Annotated in this window: 16 protein-coding genes; 3 read left to right on the forward strand and 13 right to left on the reverse strand. The window is 47.0% G+C overall.

From position 1 onward, the window contains the following. Positions 1 to 2 precede the first annotated feature (2 nt). The 11 genes from OLMES_RS19115 to lptF form a co-directional block, all read right to left on the reverse strand. Positions 3 to 1,526 carry a DUF4214 domain-containing protein gene (locus OLMES_RS19115; RefSeq protein ID WP_087462734.1) on the reverse strand — a complete coding sequence of 508 codons (1,524 nt, stop codon included), beginning with the start codon at positions 1,524 to 1,526 and terminating at the stop codon, positions 3 to 5. Positions 1,527 to 1,727: 201 nt separating this feature from the next. Further along, the gene (locus tag OLMES_RS19120; protein WP_087462735.1) at positions 1,728 to 2,123 is read right to left on the reverse strand and encodes an NINE protein; all 396 of its coding nucleotides are present in this window, start codon (positions 2,121 to 2,123) and stop codon (positions 1,728 to 1,730) included. Positions 2,124 to 2,183: 60 nt separating this feature from the next. Then, positions 2,184 to 2,870, reverse strand: a complete 687-nt coding sequence (locus tag OLMES_RS19125; protein WP_157678391.1) for a YcjF family protein — start codon at positions 2,868 to 2,870, stop codon at positions 2,184 to 2,186. Continuing rightward, complete coding sequence (locus OLMES_RS19130; protein ID WP_157678392.1) at positions 2,863 to 3,861, reverse strand: ParA family protein; 999 nt, start codon at positions 3,859 to 3,861, stop codon at positions 2,863 to 2,865. The genes OLMES_RS19125 and OLMES_RS19130 overlap by 8 nt, the downstream gene beginning before the upstream one ends. A gap of 95 nt (positions 3,862 to 3,956) precedes the next feature. After that, positions 3,957 to 4,739 carry a DUF3108 domain-containing protein gene (locus OLMES_RS19135; RefSeq protein ID WP_157678393.1) on the reverse strand — a complete coding sequence of 261 codons (783 nt, stop codon included), beginning with the start codon at positions 4,737 to 4,739 and terminating at the stop codon, positions 3,957 to 3,959. A gap of 5 nt (positions 4,740 to 4,744) precedes the next feature. Further along, positions 4,745 to 5,698 (reverse strand): phosphatase PAP2 family protein, encoded by a 954-nt coding sequence (locus OLMES_RS19140; RefSeq protein ID WP_087462739.1) that lies wholly within the window; start codon positions 5,696 to 5,698, stop codon positions 4,745 to 4,747. Next, on the reverse strand, positions 5,698 to 7,278 hold the full coding sequence (locus OLMES_RS19145) for an ArnT family glycosyltransferase (protein ID WP_087462740.1): 1,581 nt from the start codon (positions 7,276 to 7,278) through the stop codon (positions 5,698 to 5,700). The genes OLMES_RS19140 and OLMES_RS19145 overlap by 1 nt, the downstream gene beginning before the upstream one ends. Continuing rightward, on the reverse strand, positions 7,275 to 8,363 hold the full coding sequence (locus tag OLMES_RS19150; protein ID WP_087462741.1) for a glycosyltransferase family 2 protein: 1,089 nt from the start codon (positions 8,361 to 8,363) through the stop codon (positions 7,275 to 7,277). The genes OLMES_RS19145 and OLMES_RS19150 overlap by 4 nt, the downstream gene beginning before the upstream one ends. Before the next feature lie 205 nt (positions 8,364 to 8,568). After that, positions 8,569 to 9,486: a lysylphosphatidylglycerol synthase transmembrane domain-containing protein gene (locus OLMES_RS19155; RefSeq protein ID WP_087462742.1), complete on the reverse strand. Its 918-nt coding sequence runs from the start codon at positions 9,484 to 9,486 to the stop codon at positions 8,569 to 8,571. A gap of 63 nt (positions 9,487 to 9,549) precedes the next feature. After that, positions 9,550 to 10,719 carry an LPS export ABC transporter permease LptG gene (gene lptG / locus OLMES_RS19160; protein WP_157678394.1) on the reverse strand — a complete coding sequence of 390 codons (1,170 nt, stop codon included), beginning with the start codon at positions 10,717 to 10,719 and terminating at the stop codon, positions 9,550 to 9,552. Next, positions 10,716 to 11,918, reverse strand: coding sequence for an LPS export ABC transporter permease LptF (lptF, locus tag OLMES_RS19165; RefSeq protein ID WP_087462744.1), 1,203 nt, complete (start codon positions 11,916 to 11,918; stop codon positions 10,716 to 10,718). Before lptF ends, lptG begins: the two co-directional genes overlap by 4 nt. Before the next feature lie 179 nt (positions 11,919 to 12,097). On the opposite strand from lptF, the gene OLMES_RS19170 reads away from it, so the two are divergent. Together OLMES_RS19170 and OLMES_RS19175 are read left to right on the forward strand one after the other, a co-directional pair. Then, positions 12,098 to 13,630, forward strand: coding sequence for an ArnT family glycosyltransferase (locus OLMES_RS19170; RefSeq protein WP_087462745.1), 1,533 nt, complete (start codon positions 12,098 to 12,100; stop codon positions 13,628 to 13,630). Then, positions 13,608 to 14,327 (forward strand): phosphatase PAP2 family protein, encoded by a 720-nt coding sequence (locus tag OLMES_RS19175; RefSeq protein ID WP_087462746.1) that lies wholly within the window; start codon positions 13,608 to 13,610, stop codon positions 14,325 to 14,327. Before OLMES_RS19170 ends, OLMES_RS19175 begins: the two co-directional genes overlap by 23 nt. On the opposite strand, the gene OLMES_RS19180 is transcribed toward OLMES_RS19175, so the two are convergent. Then, positions 14,324 to 15,139 carry a substrate-binding periplasmic protein gene (locus tag OLMES_RS19180; RefSeq protein ID WP_157678396.1) on the reverse strand — a complete coding sequence of 272 codons (816 nt, stop codon included), beginning with the start codon at positions 15,137 to 15,139 and terminating at the stop codon, positions 14,324 to 14,326. The two genes, OLMES_RS19175 and OLMES_RS19180, sit on opposite strands and share 4 nt — an antisense overlap. Positions 15,140 to 15,275: 136 nt before the next feature. Between OLMES_RS19180 and OLMES_RS19185 the strand changes: the two genes are divergently transcribed. Further along, positions 15,276 to 15,740 (forward strand): cereblon family protein, encoded by a 465-nt coding sequence (locus tag OLMES_RS19185; protein ID WP_087462748.1) that lies wholly within the window; start codon positions 15,276 to 15,278, stop codon positions 15,738 to 15,740. Positions 15,741 to 15,802: 62 nt separating this feature from the next. On the opposite strand, the gene OLMES_RS19190 is transcribed toward OLMES_RS19185, so the two are convergent. Then, entirely contained in the window at positions 15,803 to 17,035 is a 1,233-nt protein-coding gene (locus tag OLMES_RS19190; RefSeq protein ID WP_087462749.1) for a TonB family protein, read from the reverse strand. Between the last annotated feature and the right edge of the window lie 111 nt (positions 17,036 to 17,146).

The raw sequence follows: 17,146 nt of genomic DNA on the forward strand, positions 1-17,146 counted from the left end.
AATTACTGCAAGTTAAAGTTAAAATTGCCGGACAGGGTTTCGCCTTCTACAGTTACCAGTTCAAATGTACCTGAGGCACTTAAGTCGCTGACAGCAGAGAGCGTCACCGAACCACTCGAGATACTTAGTCCTTCAGGGTCGGAAGCACTGCCCCCGAATTCAGCGGACTTAACATCTACACTGACCGTTTTTTGTGTACCCGTAAAATCAGGGATTGTGGCTACCGTATAGGAGCCAGGCGCAGCTTGCCCTGAGAACCGGAATTCGAAGAACACATTCGAGTTACCATATGGACTCCGAACACTTATTGTTGTGCTCTCTGAAACCGAGTCTTCAATACCAAAGGTATTATCACTGACCATAACCTCTGAATTCACATACAAGTGATCGCCGCAGACCCCACCACCTGTACTCACGCCACTTCGAGCACTAGACGAAAATGACAACGCCCCTAAATTGAATTCATTGCTATCAGATATTTTCAGGAATTCTACCGTGCCGTAAGTCACATCATCACAACTTAACTCCATTCGCACATGGGTATCCGAAACTTGAAAATAATTCGTTTCCAAGCTCGTGATACAACCAAGCTGATCTTCATCAAAATCTTCTGAATCAACGAAATCTTCATCATCCAATGGCTCGTCTCCAGCTGCGTCACAACTATCAATCAAAACGCTATCACCGTTAACCGTAAACGAACTCACTGAAGTACCATTAATACTTGACTTGATTTGGGCGGAAAGTCCAGCCCCCATATCTTGTTCAAATTCAAAACCAAATTGGGTAGTAGAGCGCCAAATACCATTTTGTGCCAAGACCGCCAGCTGATCCAGAGAAATAGATGTGCCGTCTGTGCTGCCACCGTTATCCGGGTTTTCCCCGCCGTTATCAGGGTTCTCGCCACCATTATCCGGATCTTCCGAAGGAAACCCATCCAGAGTCAGTGAGAAATCAGCACCCGCTACAAAAGTTGCAGCATCGGTTAGTGCATCTACGGTCAATATCAGGTCACGAGCGCTACTGATCTGATCAAGGCTATAGGCCTTGCCTTGGGCTTCGATCTCATTAGTGAATTGAATGGCTACCTCAGTGCGATTATCCAATGTCGCGATATCATCACCTCGAGCTCCACCGGAAATAGAAAGAGCAACCTGCCCCAATGTCACGACACCGGAATCGATTTCAGAGACCCAGAATGCCAGGCCATCTGCCTCGGCTTCCCGACCAAACATCTGTACATAGAGATTGTTAACCAGTTCCGTTGTAGACAAGTTTCCGAATCGGACCTGGTATTCTTCGGAGGTGCCAAACACGTCAATCAGGGCGCTCAGATCACCACCGTTTACATCCAGTTCCCCTGCCCAGAATGCGACGCCACCAAAATCGCCGGGTCGCCCATAATAAGCTACATAGGCTTGCTGCACTGCAGTGATTGATGCGTCACTTGCTGCCCAACCAAACGTGGGCACGGCACTCATCATGCCAGCAATTAGCGTTGTAACTGCGAACTGTTTTCTCAACATATCTTTAACTCCTTGGTTCTATACCTGTCTACCGTATCAAACTGCTGGACGGCGTATCATTGTACTTGTGCTCAACTACGAATATGCGTTTTTCCGTCTCAATATCCCTCATTTTTTAGCACGCGAATGCAAAATAAAAAAATACGTATCGGAACGTTAATTTTCGGGAATTTATTGAGTAAAAAACGAAACACTGAAACATCACACAGATATTCGATTTGACTCGTCGACCTGTGAGTTTAGCGTCCAGAAATCATAGACTATGCCAATCAGAAATAAACCACCGGTGAACAGATAAATTAATCCGCTGATCCACTTGCCCATATAAAACCGATGAACACCGAACACGCCGAGAAACGTCAGCAAAATCCAGGACACCGTATAATCCAGAGGACCTTCGGTATACCGATTGTCTGCAGCCCGATCCATTGATGGAATCAAAAACAGGTCGATCAGCCATCCAATTCCAAACAATCCAAGTGTGAAAAGCCATATTGTTCCCGTTATGGGTTTGCCAAAATAAAAGCGGTGAGAACCGGTAAATCCGAAAATCCAAAGTACATAACCGATAGCAACAGAGTGCGTATTTTTTTCCATTAAATTGTCCTTAATCTGCTATTTTGCATAATAATGTACACCGTCTATTAACGGTACACCTCAATTATGAGATTTTTGTGCCAGGATAATCTCACCATCATCAACTGCAGCAGCAAAGCGATGTTTCGCGCGTTCAGGACGGAGATCCAGTAATGTTCCCCCCGAGGCAAAATGTTTCATGAACACCACACCTATGCCGTAGGTCGCCGCACCGGAAACCGCCGCGATAGACGAGGCTGCAATCACTACACCGACAAAAGGCACCATTTTCAACAGACTTCCCGCGACCACACTGGCATTCCAGCCACCGATGATACCCGCAATGATCGTCTTGACCCGCTCCTTCGAGAAAGGGACAGAATACAGCTGACATAACTCGCGAATCATCTTGATCTCTAATCCCATAACGGCGACAAAGTCCACAATGGGAATCGGGATCAAACCTGTTGAGGCGGACAGGTACGTGTATTTTTTGATAATTTTTTCAGCTTTTAAGACACGTTCGTCGAGTGCGCTTTCGGTCGCGCTGTCCTCAGCTGTCAACCGGGCGGCAGCTGCATCAGACTGATTCTTTTTTGTATTTTCCAGCGATGAATTGTCTTCGTGCATTTCATGACTTTCATAGAGCCGCCGACGCGTTCGTTTAACTTTCAACGGTTCGTTCACTGATTCATCCGAAGATTCTTCCATGTCAGTTTTATTTTTCGAATCCTCGGGGATTTCACTGTTTAAATTCTCATCAGCCATGCGCCAAACCGCCCTGAAAAAATGAATTGAGATGGAGTCTGTCTCGAGTGCAGGCATCGTAGTCCGCTTTCGCACTGCTCTTTTTGGCGCTGGCAAACACAGTCTGTTTCCGCTGCAATGCATTGGAAAATTCGCTACTGGTTCGTATTGGATTCGGCATCATGTAGTCCGGGTACCGATCTTCCAACGTTGAGGCGATATCATGGGTTAGTTTGATGCGTCTGTCATACTTCGTATACAAAATTCGGATATCCGGTTTTGGCAGATTGAAGGTTTCACAGATTGAGGCAATTTCGTTAAGGGTTAGGGCCAACCCTTTCATCGAAAACGCATCGCTGCAAATGGGGATAACAATCGTATCTGCGGCACAGACCGTCGAGATAACCGCGGTACCCAATGAAGGAGGACAATCAATCATCACCAAATCAAATTCGTTTAGACGCAACGTATCACATACCCCTTTTACTGCCGTTTTCTGTGCGGCAGGATTCACCAGCATCGAATCCAGCAGACCATTTTCCAGCGATGAAGGGAGTATGTAGAACTGATTTTCAATCCGTCGCAACGATCCCATTAACATTTCATGGGGCTTTTGCCACACATCACAAAAAATAGGGTCGTCATCCTCAGGGGTTTGATCAAAGGCCAGCGAGGCTGAGGCTTGCGAATCCAGATCGAGTATACAGGTCTTGTAACCGTACTGAAGCGCCCGGGTCGCCATTGAAATACAGGATGTAGTCTTGCCAATTCCACCTTTTAAATTCATAAAGGCGATCACTTTGGAATCATACCCAAAACCAAGACGGGACAGATAAGCTCGCATCACATCCGTGGGCACGGCAACCCTTCCGCCGGACTGGGTAATCAGGTTTTGTTGCTCTTCAGTTGTGAATTCAGGATTTTTTTTTGATGACACTAAACCCATAATTCCACCCAGTTCCGTGGTGGTCATCATATACCTGGAACCGTTCATTTTTGTTGTATTCGGCATTACCAACATCCGGGACGTTATAAAGATTTGACTATCAGGCAACCAAATTATAGTCGAATCCATAACGACCGGCGGGATTTACAATCAGCAAGGGCTCACGGACGTCCCGTAATGGGCGTACCGGCAAGCGCCCCGCGCTCCAAGGTTATTTGATAACTCGCATCGTCTTTCTCCTGATAAATTAACCGAACAATGAGAAAGTCCCAATCCTGAGCTAACCAAACCGTAGTTTTACGACCTGGCTTATCTTCCAGTTTTTCGAACGTTAGAGTACGGAGCTTACCTACCGGAGTCACCAATGTTTCTTCGGCAACGGGACGATAGGCATAAACACGCTGGCGCTTCTTTTTGACGATGGAATATTCATAACGATCAAGCTGTACCCCCTTACACATCAAGTCCAGACGCAATTGCAACTGATGGGTCAACAGGTCATGGGATTCTGGCTCCAGGGCTATAGACCAAGGCTCTTCAGGAATTTGATTCTCTGCGCGAAAGCGCGACCAATCAAACATCAGGTGAAAATCCTTTGAATCGCCAAGACCTTCCCGGACATAAAAATACTCTAACGGTTGTACCAATAATTTCGGGGTAAGCTGAAAACGGGAGTATTCATGAATTGCTACGAAAAATAGCGACATATCACCGGATATTCGAAAGGTGCCATCATTTTCCACAGACAAAACCCGCTCGTTGTCGATGGGAAAACCTCGAAATCGCGCCTTGTAAGATACTTCGTAGGGTTTTATCAGGCTTCTTACTTGGGCTTCCGTGGCACAGTTACTCAGGGTGCGATCCTCTGCACTAACCGAGAGCACAAAAACGAGCAAGCACAGCCCGCCAAGATACATGCGCAAAATACGCCAGATATCTTTCACCGGGATCAACTCCCCGAACTTCCCATACGAGGCTGGATAACCGGTAAAACAAGATCTGCATTCAACTGGAGTGTCTTACGTTTTAAGGAAACGGGGTACCAAATATAGCTATAAAATGCCCACCCCAATGCCCCCAAACAAAACAGCTTGGCAAATGGCGAAGCTGCAGCATAGCCACCATCATGATTCCACAACGCAATTGCACAGCCGACCCAGATAAATAACAGGAATAAATGCCCCGGAATCCGCATTCCCCAATACCAATAACGGGTCGTATAGACCGCCCCGATTGTTGCGAGACCACCACCGACAGCGCCGACCAGTACATCAATGGGCCAATGAACCCCGACCATAACCCGGCTGATACCGATTAATGCCGCAGCAACGATCAGAAATACGCGGGTGGAAAGATTACGTGCGTAGTACAGCAACACGGTTGCAGTGGTAAAAATCGTGAGCGCATGACCCGACGGAAAGCTGTGTTTTTTGAAGGCTGGCCCGATAATGTAAAATATCTCTGGATCAAGCATATAGGCGGGGCGGAAAGCATCCACCAGCTGTTTAAGACTGTGGGTAAAGAGCGTGCCATAGATCGCGGCAAGAAAAACCACCCACGCCAAATGCGGATTCGACCGAGCGAAAAACAAGACGATCACCAGACAAAACAGGGCATCCCCCATAAACGTAATGACTTGCCAATCCTCGTTATTCAGCAGAACGCCCCAACTGTTGATCGTCAAGAATCCCCAGTGGTACCCATGAGTGAGCATGAATGTAATCGCCATGAAGAAACTGATGACCATTGTTCGCTTGATCAACGTAATACGTGCTTCGTTTATCTTGCGATTCAATCTGCGGCTTGCCTCCAAATCCCCTGCTAATCGGGCGCTATCAAGCCAGTCGGAACATAGTTGCTGAAGCATATGCCACTTGCGCCTCAATGTAGCTTGGTAAAGCATTATTGTTGCTCCCTGATTTTAATCAATCGGATTCCACCTTCACTGAATAGCAATTCCTGTTGTGACTCAGGATAAAGCCGATTCAAACGTTCAAGCTTATCAACCCGCGTAAAGGCTAACTCACCCGGTTCAGGTTCCCGTCGTGGCGTTATATCCCCTAAATAAACACTGAAGCTCGGCATATTAATTTCGAAAGCCACCGTATTCTCATCATACTGCCGGGCCACTAGAGCCGCTTTTTTCACTGGGGTCTGAACCACGTTAGCGATTACCGGCGCAACGACCATTGAAAGTAGAACACTTTGCATAAATCCACACAGCAGCAACTTCTGCCAGAGCTGGATATTCTTTGCCCAAACCAGATAAACGAACAGCCCCCCACTCAGTAACAACAGAATTTTATAGTCCGTGCCTAACTTGATCATCGCTTCCGTCAACAACTCATGTTCGTATGCTCTATCAGTGTATGGCAGGGCGAGTGAAACGCCCCAGGGCAGCGCAATGAGCAGCAATAGAAACAAAGCAAATGGCAAGAGCGCTAACCAACGGTTAGTCAGGCCCTGAATATGATGTGCCATGAGAATAAATAAGGGTGTCCCACCATAGAGCAAGTAATGCGGCAACTGCGTTTGGGACACAGAGAAGAATAAAAATACAACCCCGAACCATATCGCGAGATATTGGGAGAGCGGCTCTTGAACAATGGCTCGAAAACGAACAAACAACTGCCAACAAAGTCCAGTGTAGGGAAGCAATATCACTGGCAGTATCGCAAGGTAGTAAAACGGATTCCCACCATGTCCGTGCATGGTGCCCGCAAATCGGCCAATATTGTGCACCCCCAGGAAATGCATAAAAAACGCCCCACCCTGTTCGAACCAAACGGCAACACACCAGGGTAATATCACTGCCAACAATACCAACCAGCCCCGGTAGAACAATACGGCCTGCAACCAGACTCGACCAGCGCCGTTAATCAGACAGTAAATCAGACTAATCAGCAATGGAAAAAATATCGCAACGGGCCCTTTTGTCAGCACACCCAGGGCCATCCAAAAGTAGATTCGATACAGTATTTTTCGATCGCTACTTTTAAGATATCGATATATATCGAGCAAAGTCAGTGAAAGTACCAGATTCAGCAATGCATCTGCGGTTGCCGCGCGGCCGATAATGGTCACTATCAGTGAGGTGGTAAAAATCAGTACGGCAATTTTCGCCTTTTCAACGTTAAGAATCTCTCTTGCAAAAGTGAAAATAGCCCACGCCCATGCCGTTGCGGCTAGTGCAGAGGGAAGACGATAGGCAAATTCATTATTACCAAAACAGGTAACACTGAGCGCCTGTAACCAGTACACCAGGATTGGCTTATCGTAACGTGGCTCACCATTGAGATAGGTGGCGGAAAAATTACCAGAGGCCAACATCTCCCGCGTTGCCTCTGAAAATGCCCCCTCATCCAGGTCAAAAAGCGGAACGTTCCAGTTATTGGCGAAAAAGCCAACGACAACACACAACAACAGAAACCAGGATGTGGTCAACCAGCGATCAGCATGTAGCTCCAATCGGGCTGTTGTCATACCTCATACCCCGCTTGCCTGTGAGCCGCATTATGATTTACCGCGCGCACCCGTTTTTCAGCGGCAGGTGTACGCCAATACGTCTCATGATGATTTTCTGCGACGAACGGGGCCTGACTCAGGTCGACAGATTCCCGCAAGCTATAGGCAGGTTGCCTGCGAGACTGAAAAAAGGTTCGGCTTAGCAACTCCGCCAACACCCCTGTCGTTAAAAACTGGATGGCGGTAACAATGAAGAGTATTCCCATAAAGAATAACGGCCTCTGGCCAATATCCTCTCCCAGACCATATTTAAGCACACCGAGATACATCATCATCAGGCTTCCTGATACGGCGAAAAACAATCCAATCGCACCGAAGAAATGGCCAGGTTTAGCGCGGAAATGCAGGAAAAAAAATGCAGTCAATAAATCCAGGATGACTCGAAACGTTCGCGATAACGTGTACTTGGATTGACCGGCATGCCGGGGATGGTGGTTTACCGCGATCTCACCAATCCGTTCTGGTGCGGTGTATTCAGCCAACCAAACCGGGATAAATCGGTGCATTTCACCGTAGAGACGGATTTTTTCAATCACTTCACGACGGTAAACCTTCAGGCTGCAGCCATAGTCATGTAGACGTAGTCCCGTGACTCTGCCAATCAGGTGATTGGCGACTCTGGAAAATTTTGACCGAAGCCAATGGTCCTGACGGTCAACCCGCCAGCCCTGAATCAAATCAAGATCACGTTCGAACAACGCTTCGATAAGCATCGGAATGTCAGCCGGATCATTCTGCAGATCACCATCCAGCGTCACGACAAGGTCGCCTTGTGCTGCATCCAGCCCTGCCTGAAGTGCAGCTGTTTGACCAAAATTTCGACTTAATGGCAACACAATTACATGGGGGCCGAACTCTGTGGCACCCGTTTTCAGATTCTGGAGGGTAAGATCAGAACTGCCATCATCTACCAGTATCAATTCCCATTTGCCCTTATAGTGATTCATGGTTTCATGAATTCGGAATAACAAGGGCGCTACATTTTCCTCTTCATTGTACAGAGGAATGACAATACTCAGACTAAGAGGATTGATAGGGTTCATCGTCCGTAACTTCCATTGCCGCTCTAGAAGCCTTATCTTGGCAATTGATTGTTATAGAAAAAGAACCTTTTTTTGACATTTTTTCGGGTATTTTCACGGAAATTTCATGGAATCCGGCGACATAGCGTTAAGGTAAACACCATTGAAAAGCAGCCACCATTTAGTAGAAAATTCAGGAAGTAGGTGATTGACTAGAACGCCTTCTTTACAGAGGCTTTTCCGAGTTGGGAAGGCATCGCGCCAAGATTGCAATCAGGATGGAAGAGCCCAGCAAAAACAAATGTATATTCACTGCGCTTTGCAATGCCGATTCAAAATTTACCCCCAAGGGTTTTAAAATGAGAAGCATTGCCGCTTCATAACTGCCAGCCCCCGCAACACCATGGACGGGCAATACACTGCTTAAATCACCCGCGATAATGGCCAATACCATCGCCCCCCACTCAACTTGGATGAAAACCTGCATAACGAGCAAAAATGCCACCAGTTTGATACCCCAAACGAGCACAGTTAGACCATATATCTGAGCCAGTACAGAAAAGGACAAGGGCATCGCGAGTAATTGTCTGAAGAATTTCGCAACGAATGAATCAGGACGGGCACGTCTGGCAATTTCTGCAAGCAATGGTCGGCCCCGGACCAGTAGCGGCAAACACAGCAAAACCACCAAAAACATTAAGATCAGAACAAGGCTCTTTTGTACTACCGTAAACGCGACCAAAGCGACACAACACAAACAATGCAAATCCAGAAGTCGGAGGTAAAGCAACCCGACACCACTTTGCAGCAACGGAAAGCCATATCGCTGCTGCATGAGCAGCGGGAAAGACAATTCTCCAGACCGGAACGGGAATAAATTATTAACTGCAGTGTGCCAGGCACTGACTTTAAATAGCCCCCCTAATGCCCAACCAAGATCCTGCTTGAACAATAACTGCACGCGTAACGCCCGAACAACCTGGCTGAGAAACACCAACAGGAATGCCGGAACCAGCACTCCTGGGGATATCGTAAACCAAGGTACAATTAACTGTTTCCAACCGACACTCCACTGCACCACAAAAATCAGGGCAATTAACAATATTATTGCCACTGTACGCATTATCAGATAGCGCGACGTCATCAGGTCATCCTCGGTAGCAGCATCACATCCCCCTTACCTCAAGCGCTTCCAGTTTCACAATCTTCATTTTTTGCGCAACATCAGCAACCCCACAATGTAAACTGCGAGAATAGGGAGTAACACTGAGAGAAATGGAGACCACAAATAAACCAGGCCAAGTTGGCCCGTAACCTCCTGCAATACACGCACCGAAAACCCGACTAAAATACCTGCAAAAATCCGGAACGTAATTGACACGCTTCGCATAGGCCCCAGAACAAATACCATCCCGACAAATACCATCCCCAAGCACACAAAAGGTTGTAAAACCTTGTCCCAAAACATAAGCCAATGGGCACGATCATCCATCCCCTGAACTGCCAGATAACGGGCATAGTCCAGCAACTGGCTCAGCGAGAGGTAAGTAACCTCCATCGTCATCAAATCAATCATCTCTGGCGTAATGCGGGTTTGCCACACCAGCGTTTCGTGTTGGTGCTGAATCAACGAGGGATACGACTCCGGCGTGTAAACTGGCGCGATCTGCCCCCGGATAATTCTGGTCTCCGATACATTTGACAAAATCCAGGCAATTTTATTGCGTTCGGCAGAGTGATCGAGCTCATTGTAAAGATATTCAAGATCTCCATCTCCATCTCCATCTCCATCAATGAAATGACCCTCTTGAGCATGCAGGTAGGCAGTCAATTTTTTCTCATCGTCATAGCGAAACAGCAATACATCAGACAATGCTCCCGTTGCTTCAACGCGACGAATATAAATCATCTCATTCTGCCCCAGAGCCCATACACTTTCAGCCGAAATGCTGACCGGTTCGCCACTCTGGAGTTGCGCCTTGCGCTGGTCCGCCAATTGGAGACTGCTGGGCGCTATATATTCGATCAGTAAAAGCGCCATCAACATCACAAGCAATATCGGCTTGATCACATACCAGAAGATTTTTTGTGTGGAAATCCCGCTCGCACGCATAACCGTCAGTTCGCTGTTTTTTGCCAACAACCCCAGACCACTCAAGCAGCCAATAAGCACGGCAGAGGGCAAAAATTCGAAAGTTTGCGTCGGCACATGCAATACCGCGTGGATTAATACATCAAGGAACGCATAGCCTTGTTGAATATCATTCAATTCATCGATCACTTCTGCGATAAATGAAAAGCCGATAATCACCAGTATTGTGATCAGAACCGCTTTAGAAACCACACGGCTTACATAACGGGCCAGAATACTTTTCAATTGCGAGCCCCGCCCAAAGGTAATAATTGCGGAAATCGCTTCCGGAGATCAGGTGTCAAACCCGGTGAAAATAAAACGACTATTCCAATTACGAGAAATAGAGTGTGCACCACAGCAAAAGCTACCCCGGGATGCACATCCCCCTTGCCCGAAGCATTCCGAACCAGATTCAATGCCACCATGTAGCACAAGAACAAAAGCACCGCGATAAAAATACGATTATAGCTACCACGTCGAATCTGAGTTCGGCTAAAGGCTAATGCAATCACAGCTGCACAAGGCATCATCATCGGAATAGCAATCCGCCAATGCAGACTCGCCCAGTCCTTGGATTGATCAGAGTGCACGAGAGTCCAGGTGCTGAGCGCATCCGATTTTAACCTGGGTATGTGCTCTGCACTGGTACTGATCCGTTTGCCAAACCGGTCAAAATCCAGAACCCGAAGCTGCAACGTAGCAAACTGACCCACATATTGTCCGCCCTGCTCAAATATGATGAAGCGACTCCCTGTTTCCGGAGATATGTGTAGTTTGCCTTCCCGTGCCAGTAACGTTGAGAATCGAATCGGTTTATCGCTGTTCGTTTTTAATTCGGCCAATACAAGATCATGCAGCTTTCCGGAGTCCCGATCTATGTGATCGATATACATGGCATAACGACCATTTTCCGTCACATGGATGCGCCCTGTTCTTTTAACGCTGTATTCGAGGTAATTGTCGGGGTTGATCAGTAATTGATAGGCTTTGGTCATCGTTGCAGGAGTGACATATAGCGTGAGGCTGGCAACGAATATACTCATGAGACAAGCCGGCAGTAAAACCATCTTCAGCAGCTGTACATCACTCAATCCACCCGTTTGCATCACGACAATTTCACTATCGGAATACATTCGCCGAAGCGCGACCAATGTGCCCAAGAAAAGACCGAAAGGGAGAATAAGTTCCAGAAACTGCGGCAATCGAAACACGATCATTTGCAGCAGAAATTCTGCGGGTAGATTGCCATCCATAACCTGCTGGAGAAAACGGATCAAACGCCCGAATAATGTGACAATCAACAGCACTGACGACACTGCCAGAGTGTACGAGATAATCTGAGTACTGATATACCGAGTCAGAATCACGTCAGCCCATCTTCCCTGCGATTTAAGAAGAATATCAAAACAATTCCGGTCGACCCGGCATTGTTCCGAATTCATCCTCAAACTAGCTCTAAATTGTGAAATATAAATGACTGTCAGGCATGAAAAATTTTTTCAGGATTCATAAATCATTCAAAATGATTCTATAGGGTTAGGGCCTGTTAATTATCGAAACCGAAGGTTGTCTCATCAAAAGGCGGTCTAAACAGACAGGCTTCAGTACAGGTCATGCCAACATGCTCAAGAACACCGTTAAAAGATCTGTAAACGGCTCAATCCACTCTGAGGAGGCTTCTTCGGGCAACCAGGCTTCGATGTTGGTATTGGCAAGTATCGCAGCCCTGTTCGCAGCCTATCGAGTTTTTATTCTGGCGGATCATCAAATCCCGTTATTTTACGATGAAGCCTACTACCATCTTTGGTCACTAACTCTGGACTGGGGTTACTACTCCAAACCCCCAATGGTAGCCTGGCTTATTGCCCTGACGACGTCATTTGCGCAAGGTGTGGACTGGCTGGTTAAACTAGCCTCACCAGTGCTGTATTGTGCGACAGCGTTGATCATCGCACTCACAGGAAATCAGCTTTACAACCGGCAGACCGGTTTTTGGTCTGGCGCACTTGCTCTGTTGATGCCAATTGTGAGTTTTAATTCCCTGTTTATCACGACCGATGCCCCGCTGTTGTTCTTCTGGTCTCTGACCTTCTACTGTTTCGTAACGGCCCTTGCAACCCGCAAACTGTATCTTTGGCTTGCTGCCGGTATCGCCTGTGGCTTTGGCTTACTAAGCAAATACACGATGATCTTCGTACCCATCAGTATCGTGCTTTATCTCGCGACAGATCGAAGCCTGCGTCCGTTGTTAGTTTCAGTACACTTCTGGCTCGCAGCGGTGGCGGCAATGCTGATTTTTCTGCCCAACCTGATCTGGAATGCAGAACACCAGTTTGTCAGCCTCCAACATACGCGGGAAATATCTCAATTAGATCGCACGCTCCTTCACCCGGATAAACTTCTGGAATTCATCAGTGCCCAGTTTGGCGTTTTTGGCCTGGTTCCAATGGCCGTTTTAATCTGGCTGATATGCCGAAAATCAAGCTATGGAGATGCTAAAAGCCTATTACTTTTGTGCTTCACTTTACCGCTTCTCACGGTCATTTGCGTACAGGCTCTACTGACACGAGCCAACGCCAACTGGGCAGCGCCATCCTTCCTCGCTGCGACGATACTCATCACCCACCACCTGTTACAACAACGTCGAAAAAAGTGGCTCTATTTTAGTTTAGCGCTACACACCCTGTTGATGCTCGGGTTGTACCACTATCACTCGGTATTGAACCTGGTGGGGGAAGCTCCATCCAAGCGGAATGACCCTTATCATCGTATTCTGGGCTGGCCTGAACTGGGTGCGCAGCTCTCATACTGGCATGATCAGTATCCAGATGCCGCCTTGCTCAGTGATTCCCGCAAGTTACTTGCTTATCTGGGCTATTATGCTGATCCGCAATTCCAGACGAAAGTGGCCATTTGGAATCCGACTGAGCAAATCCGGAATCACTACGACCTGTTTTTCAATCTGGATCAACAGACCACTACTGAATATTTATTCGTAGCAGAAACCCCGTTACCCGTGAACATCTTGTCCCGCTTCGACAGCGTACTTGAACTAAGCCCGTTGAGAGCAACAGTTTATAAGGACTATCAACGGACCGTACACATTTACTACACAAAAGGATTTAAGGGCTATGATCAAACCGGTTCAGACTAACCGTAAGAGAATATGGCTGCGCCTCGATCTACATTTATTTTTGCTCAGCTGTATTCTGTTTGTACTGTTCCCGGAGATCGACTTACGGGTTAGTGAACTATTCTACGATTCGAACCAGGGCTTCTATCTCAAGTCCTCGCCGCTTGTCATGCTCGTGTATAACGTGTTTGCCAATATTCATTTTTTCATTCTGGGCATTCTCCTGATACTTATCTATCAGGATCGAATCGCAATACTGCGGAAGGTATCACTGCCATCCGCCTTACAGCTGCCTAAAACCAAACTAAAATTCTTGCTGGTCTTGTTGCTTGTGGGGCCCGGCATACTGGTCAACATTGCACTCAAGGATAACTCAACAGGTCGACCGCGGCCGGCACAGATTGAAGAATTCGGCGGCACAAATCAATTCAGCAAACCTTTTGAAATTACCAATCAGTGCCATCACAATTGCTCTTTCGTGTCTGGCCACGCCTCGGTTGGTTTCTACTTAATGGCCTTTGCCTGGATTTTTCATGCGCGTCCCTGGTTGCTGGGCGGTATTTTGTTGGGCGGATTGGTCGGACTCGGTCGAGTGATACAAGGCGGGCATTTTTTGAGTGACGTGCTGTTTTGTTTCTGGGTGATGTATCTGACAACTCGACTGGTCGCAGAATTCTATAAACTCCGACTGGATACCCCCGAACCGGCCTCAGCTTAGGTCGGCGGCAAAGCCATATCCTGACTATAACGTTCTAGAATCGCCTCATAACGGCCATTTCGAATAATCGTACGTAAACCTTCATTGAAATCATCCCGTACCTGCGCTGACAAAAATGCAAACCGGTACTCTGATGGCGGGAATATATTGTGGTAGCGTACTTTACGTCTTAAATTACGTTCATTAACGATGTAATTTCCTTTTAAAGCGACGCTACGATTAAACAACCATTTTCGGAAGTACTTAAATATCTTTTCTTCCATCACGATCACTTCCACCCGATCTCGAAACAACTGTTTTACCTGTAATGACTGGTCTGCGACTTCCAGATAATCGCTATTACTCAATACAACATTCGCGAAATCCGCTCCAAGGATGAATGCCGCCCGCTGAAAGGCCGCCACACTTTTACCGCCCAAATCCTGCAATGAATCGATCTTCAAATTCTTTTCACTGAGGCTGATGGCATAATTCTGAAATGTGATCACAATATCGCTGTAATGGCCATTTACCATCCCTTCTTTCACATTGATCACGCCGTCCAGGCTGCCATCTTCAAAACTCATGAAGGTTCGCGCCAACGGCAAATATGAAGGCAATACAGTGTAGCCTTTAACCTCAAATGCCTGTCGCAACACCTCCAGCTCAAGACCGTTATCTTTTTCTTGAATGACATAAGGCGGTATCGAAAAGCTGATCCCAATTAGCAGCTCCTTGGGCCCTCTGTTGTCATCCGGGCTTGCCATGACGGAGCGACAAAGTAAAAATAAGATCCCGGTTATCCAAAGTAGTATTACGCGAAGTTGTAACATTGCTAAAATCCCCATACAACAGAGTCATTCATCATTCGGGATTGATAATTTAACTTCAAGCATAGCACGGGACTATAACCCAAGCTTACGCCGTAGAGGTTACGTCTAAATAATTACTCTCCCCCAGGTCATTACGATGCAAGACAGTTCAATGCAAGACATTCAGTACCAGCCCAACCTCTGGTATGCCCCAGCGCCTCCCACGCAACAATGGCTAGACCGACTTGTCACCCCCGGTTCAATCGAGATATCCGCCCCGGAAACCAATGCGGCCGAAAGCGAAAAAAGAGAACCTGCCGTCCGCTGCGCGCACTGTAACGCGACAATCACATCAGAGAAGTACAAAACTTTGATCGACGGTGAATTTGCCCACTTTCAATGTAACCCAACCGGCAACAGTTTTTATTTTGGCTGCTACAGCAAAGCCGAAGGCTGCCAGATCATCGGCCAGCCCAGCACGGAGTTCTCATGGTTTACAGGCTTCGCCTGGCGCATTGCCCTGTGTAACCAATGCAAATCCCACTTGGGTTGGTATTTTCAACAAACTGCAACAGAGTCATTCTATGGGCTGATCCTGTCGCAGATTATTCGGGGAAGGTAGGGAATTCTTGAAGTTAACCAGCCAGAAAAGCGTGTTATCCCTTACAGAGAATGTTGCGTTTCCTACTGGCTCGAATTGATCATGAATTCCACCACTGCTCGAATTTCTTCATCTGAGCAATCAAGGCAAACACCTCTAGGCGGCATCGCATTTACGCCGTTAATCGCATTAGCAACCAATGTATCTATGCCTTTTTCAATTCGAGGCGCCCATTGTTCAACATTTCCAGTAACAGGCGCTCCGGCCGCACCAATGCCGTGACAGACGACACAGCTCATTTCATACACTTGTTCTCCTGCTCGTTCTGAATCCCCCATATCATCTGTATCATCCGAATTATCTCCATCATCTGTTTGATCATTATTACCATCGGTTGGTGAGGAGTCGTCATCTTCCAGTGCGAATGTGAATGTATATTGGACACCTTGTACTTCGATAGCTTCACCATTGACAACGTATGGTGCGTATCTAAAATCCTGGATAGCAACAAGCGACGCCCGATCAAATAGGCGAGAAGGATTACAGTCAACAGCAACCGGATTTAGCGGAATCCCTTCTACAGAGAGATCAAATTCAACAGTGCACTGGCCTTCAATACCGCGAGCAATCAGTCTCGGTGGGTAGATCGGTTCTACCGTAATGAGCGGTTCTAATTTGGACGTGTCTATGCCGCCATTATTTTGTGAATCATTGTTATTTGGCAATGCGCTGACTGCATTCATGAAGGATGCACTTGAGGTAAAAGCAGCAACATCCGTCGCACTATCAACCGGAAGTATCAAATTTCGCAGCGTATCGACGTCCTCAAGAGAAAACGTTTTATCCAGTGTTTCAACATAATTAGTAAATGACAATGCAACCTCTGTTCGATTGGTCAGCGTTTCCTTGTCATCATCTTGTGCACCGTTTGCGATTTCGACAGCAGCCTTCGCCAAAGTTACGTGCCCACCATCAATCTGCCCGGCCCACCATGCCAAGCCCTCCGTTTCAACGCTGCGACCAAACATCTGCAGATACAGGTTCTCGATCAGAGAAGAAGTGGTGAGATCACCAAAGCGTTCCTGGTATTCCTCAGAGTTACCAAATTGATCAATAATCTGAGACAGATCACCACCATTTTGATCAAGCTGCTCTGCCCACCATTCCACGCCAACCGGATCACCGGGGCGTCCGTAATAGGAAACATAGATTGACTGGACGCTTTCAATTGATTGCATTGAAGCCGAGATCGATATGGGGCTGTACAAAGCCGAAATTGCGACAGTAAATAAAGCGGAAGGTACAGAAGCTTTCATTGCGCTCTCCTTGCCAATAAAGACATTGATGCATAAAAAATTGACAGTAGTTACAGGTTGAACAACGTTACCATACTTTTCTGAAATATCTGAGTTTCAATTCTGAGTAAA

Origin of the sequence: Oleiphilus messinensis (assembly GCF_002162375.1) — a bacterium.
GTDB classification, from domain to species: domain Bacteria; phylum Pseudomonadota; class Gammaproteobacteria; order Pseudomonadales; family Oleiphilaceae; genus Oleiphilus; species Oleiphilus messinensis.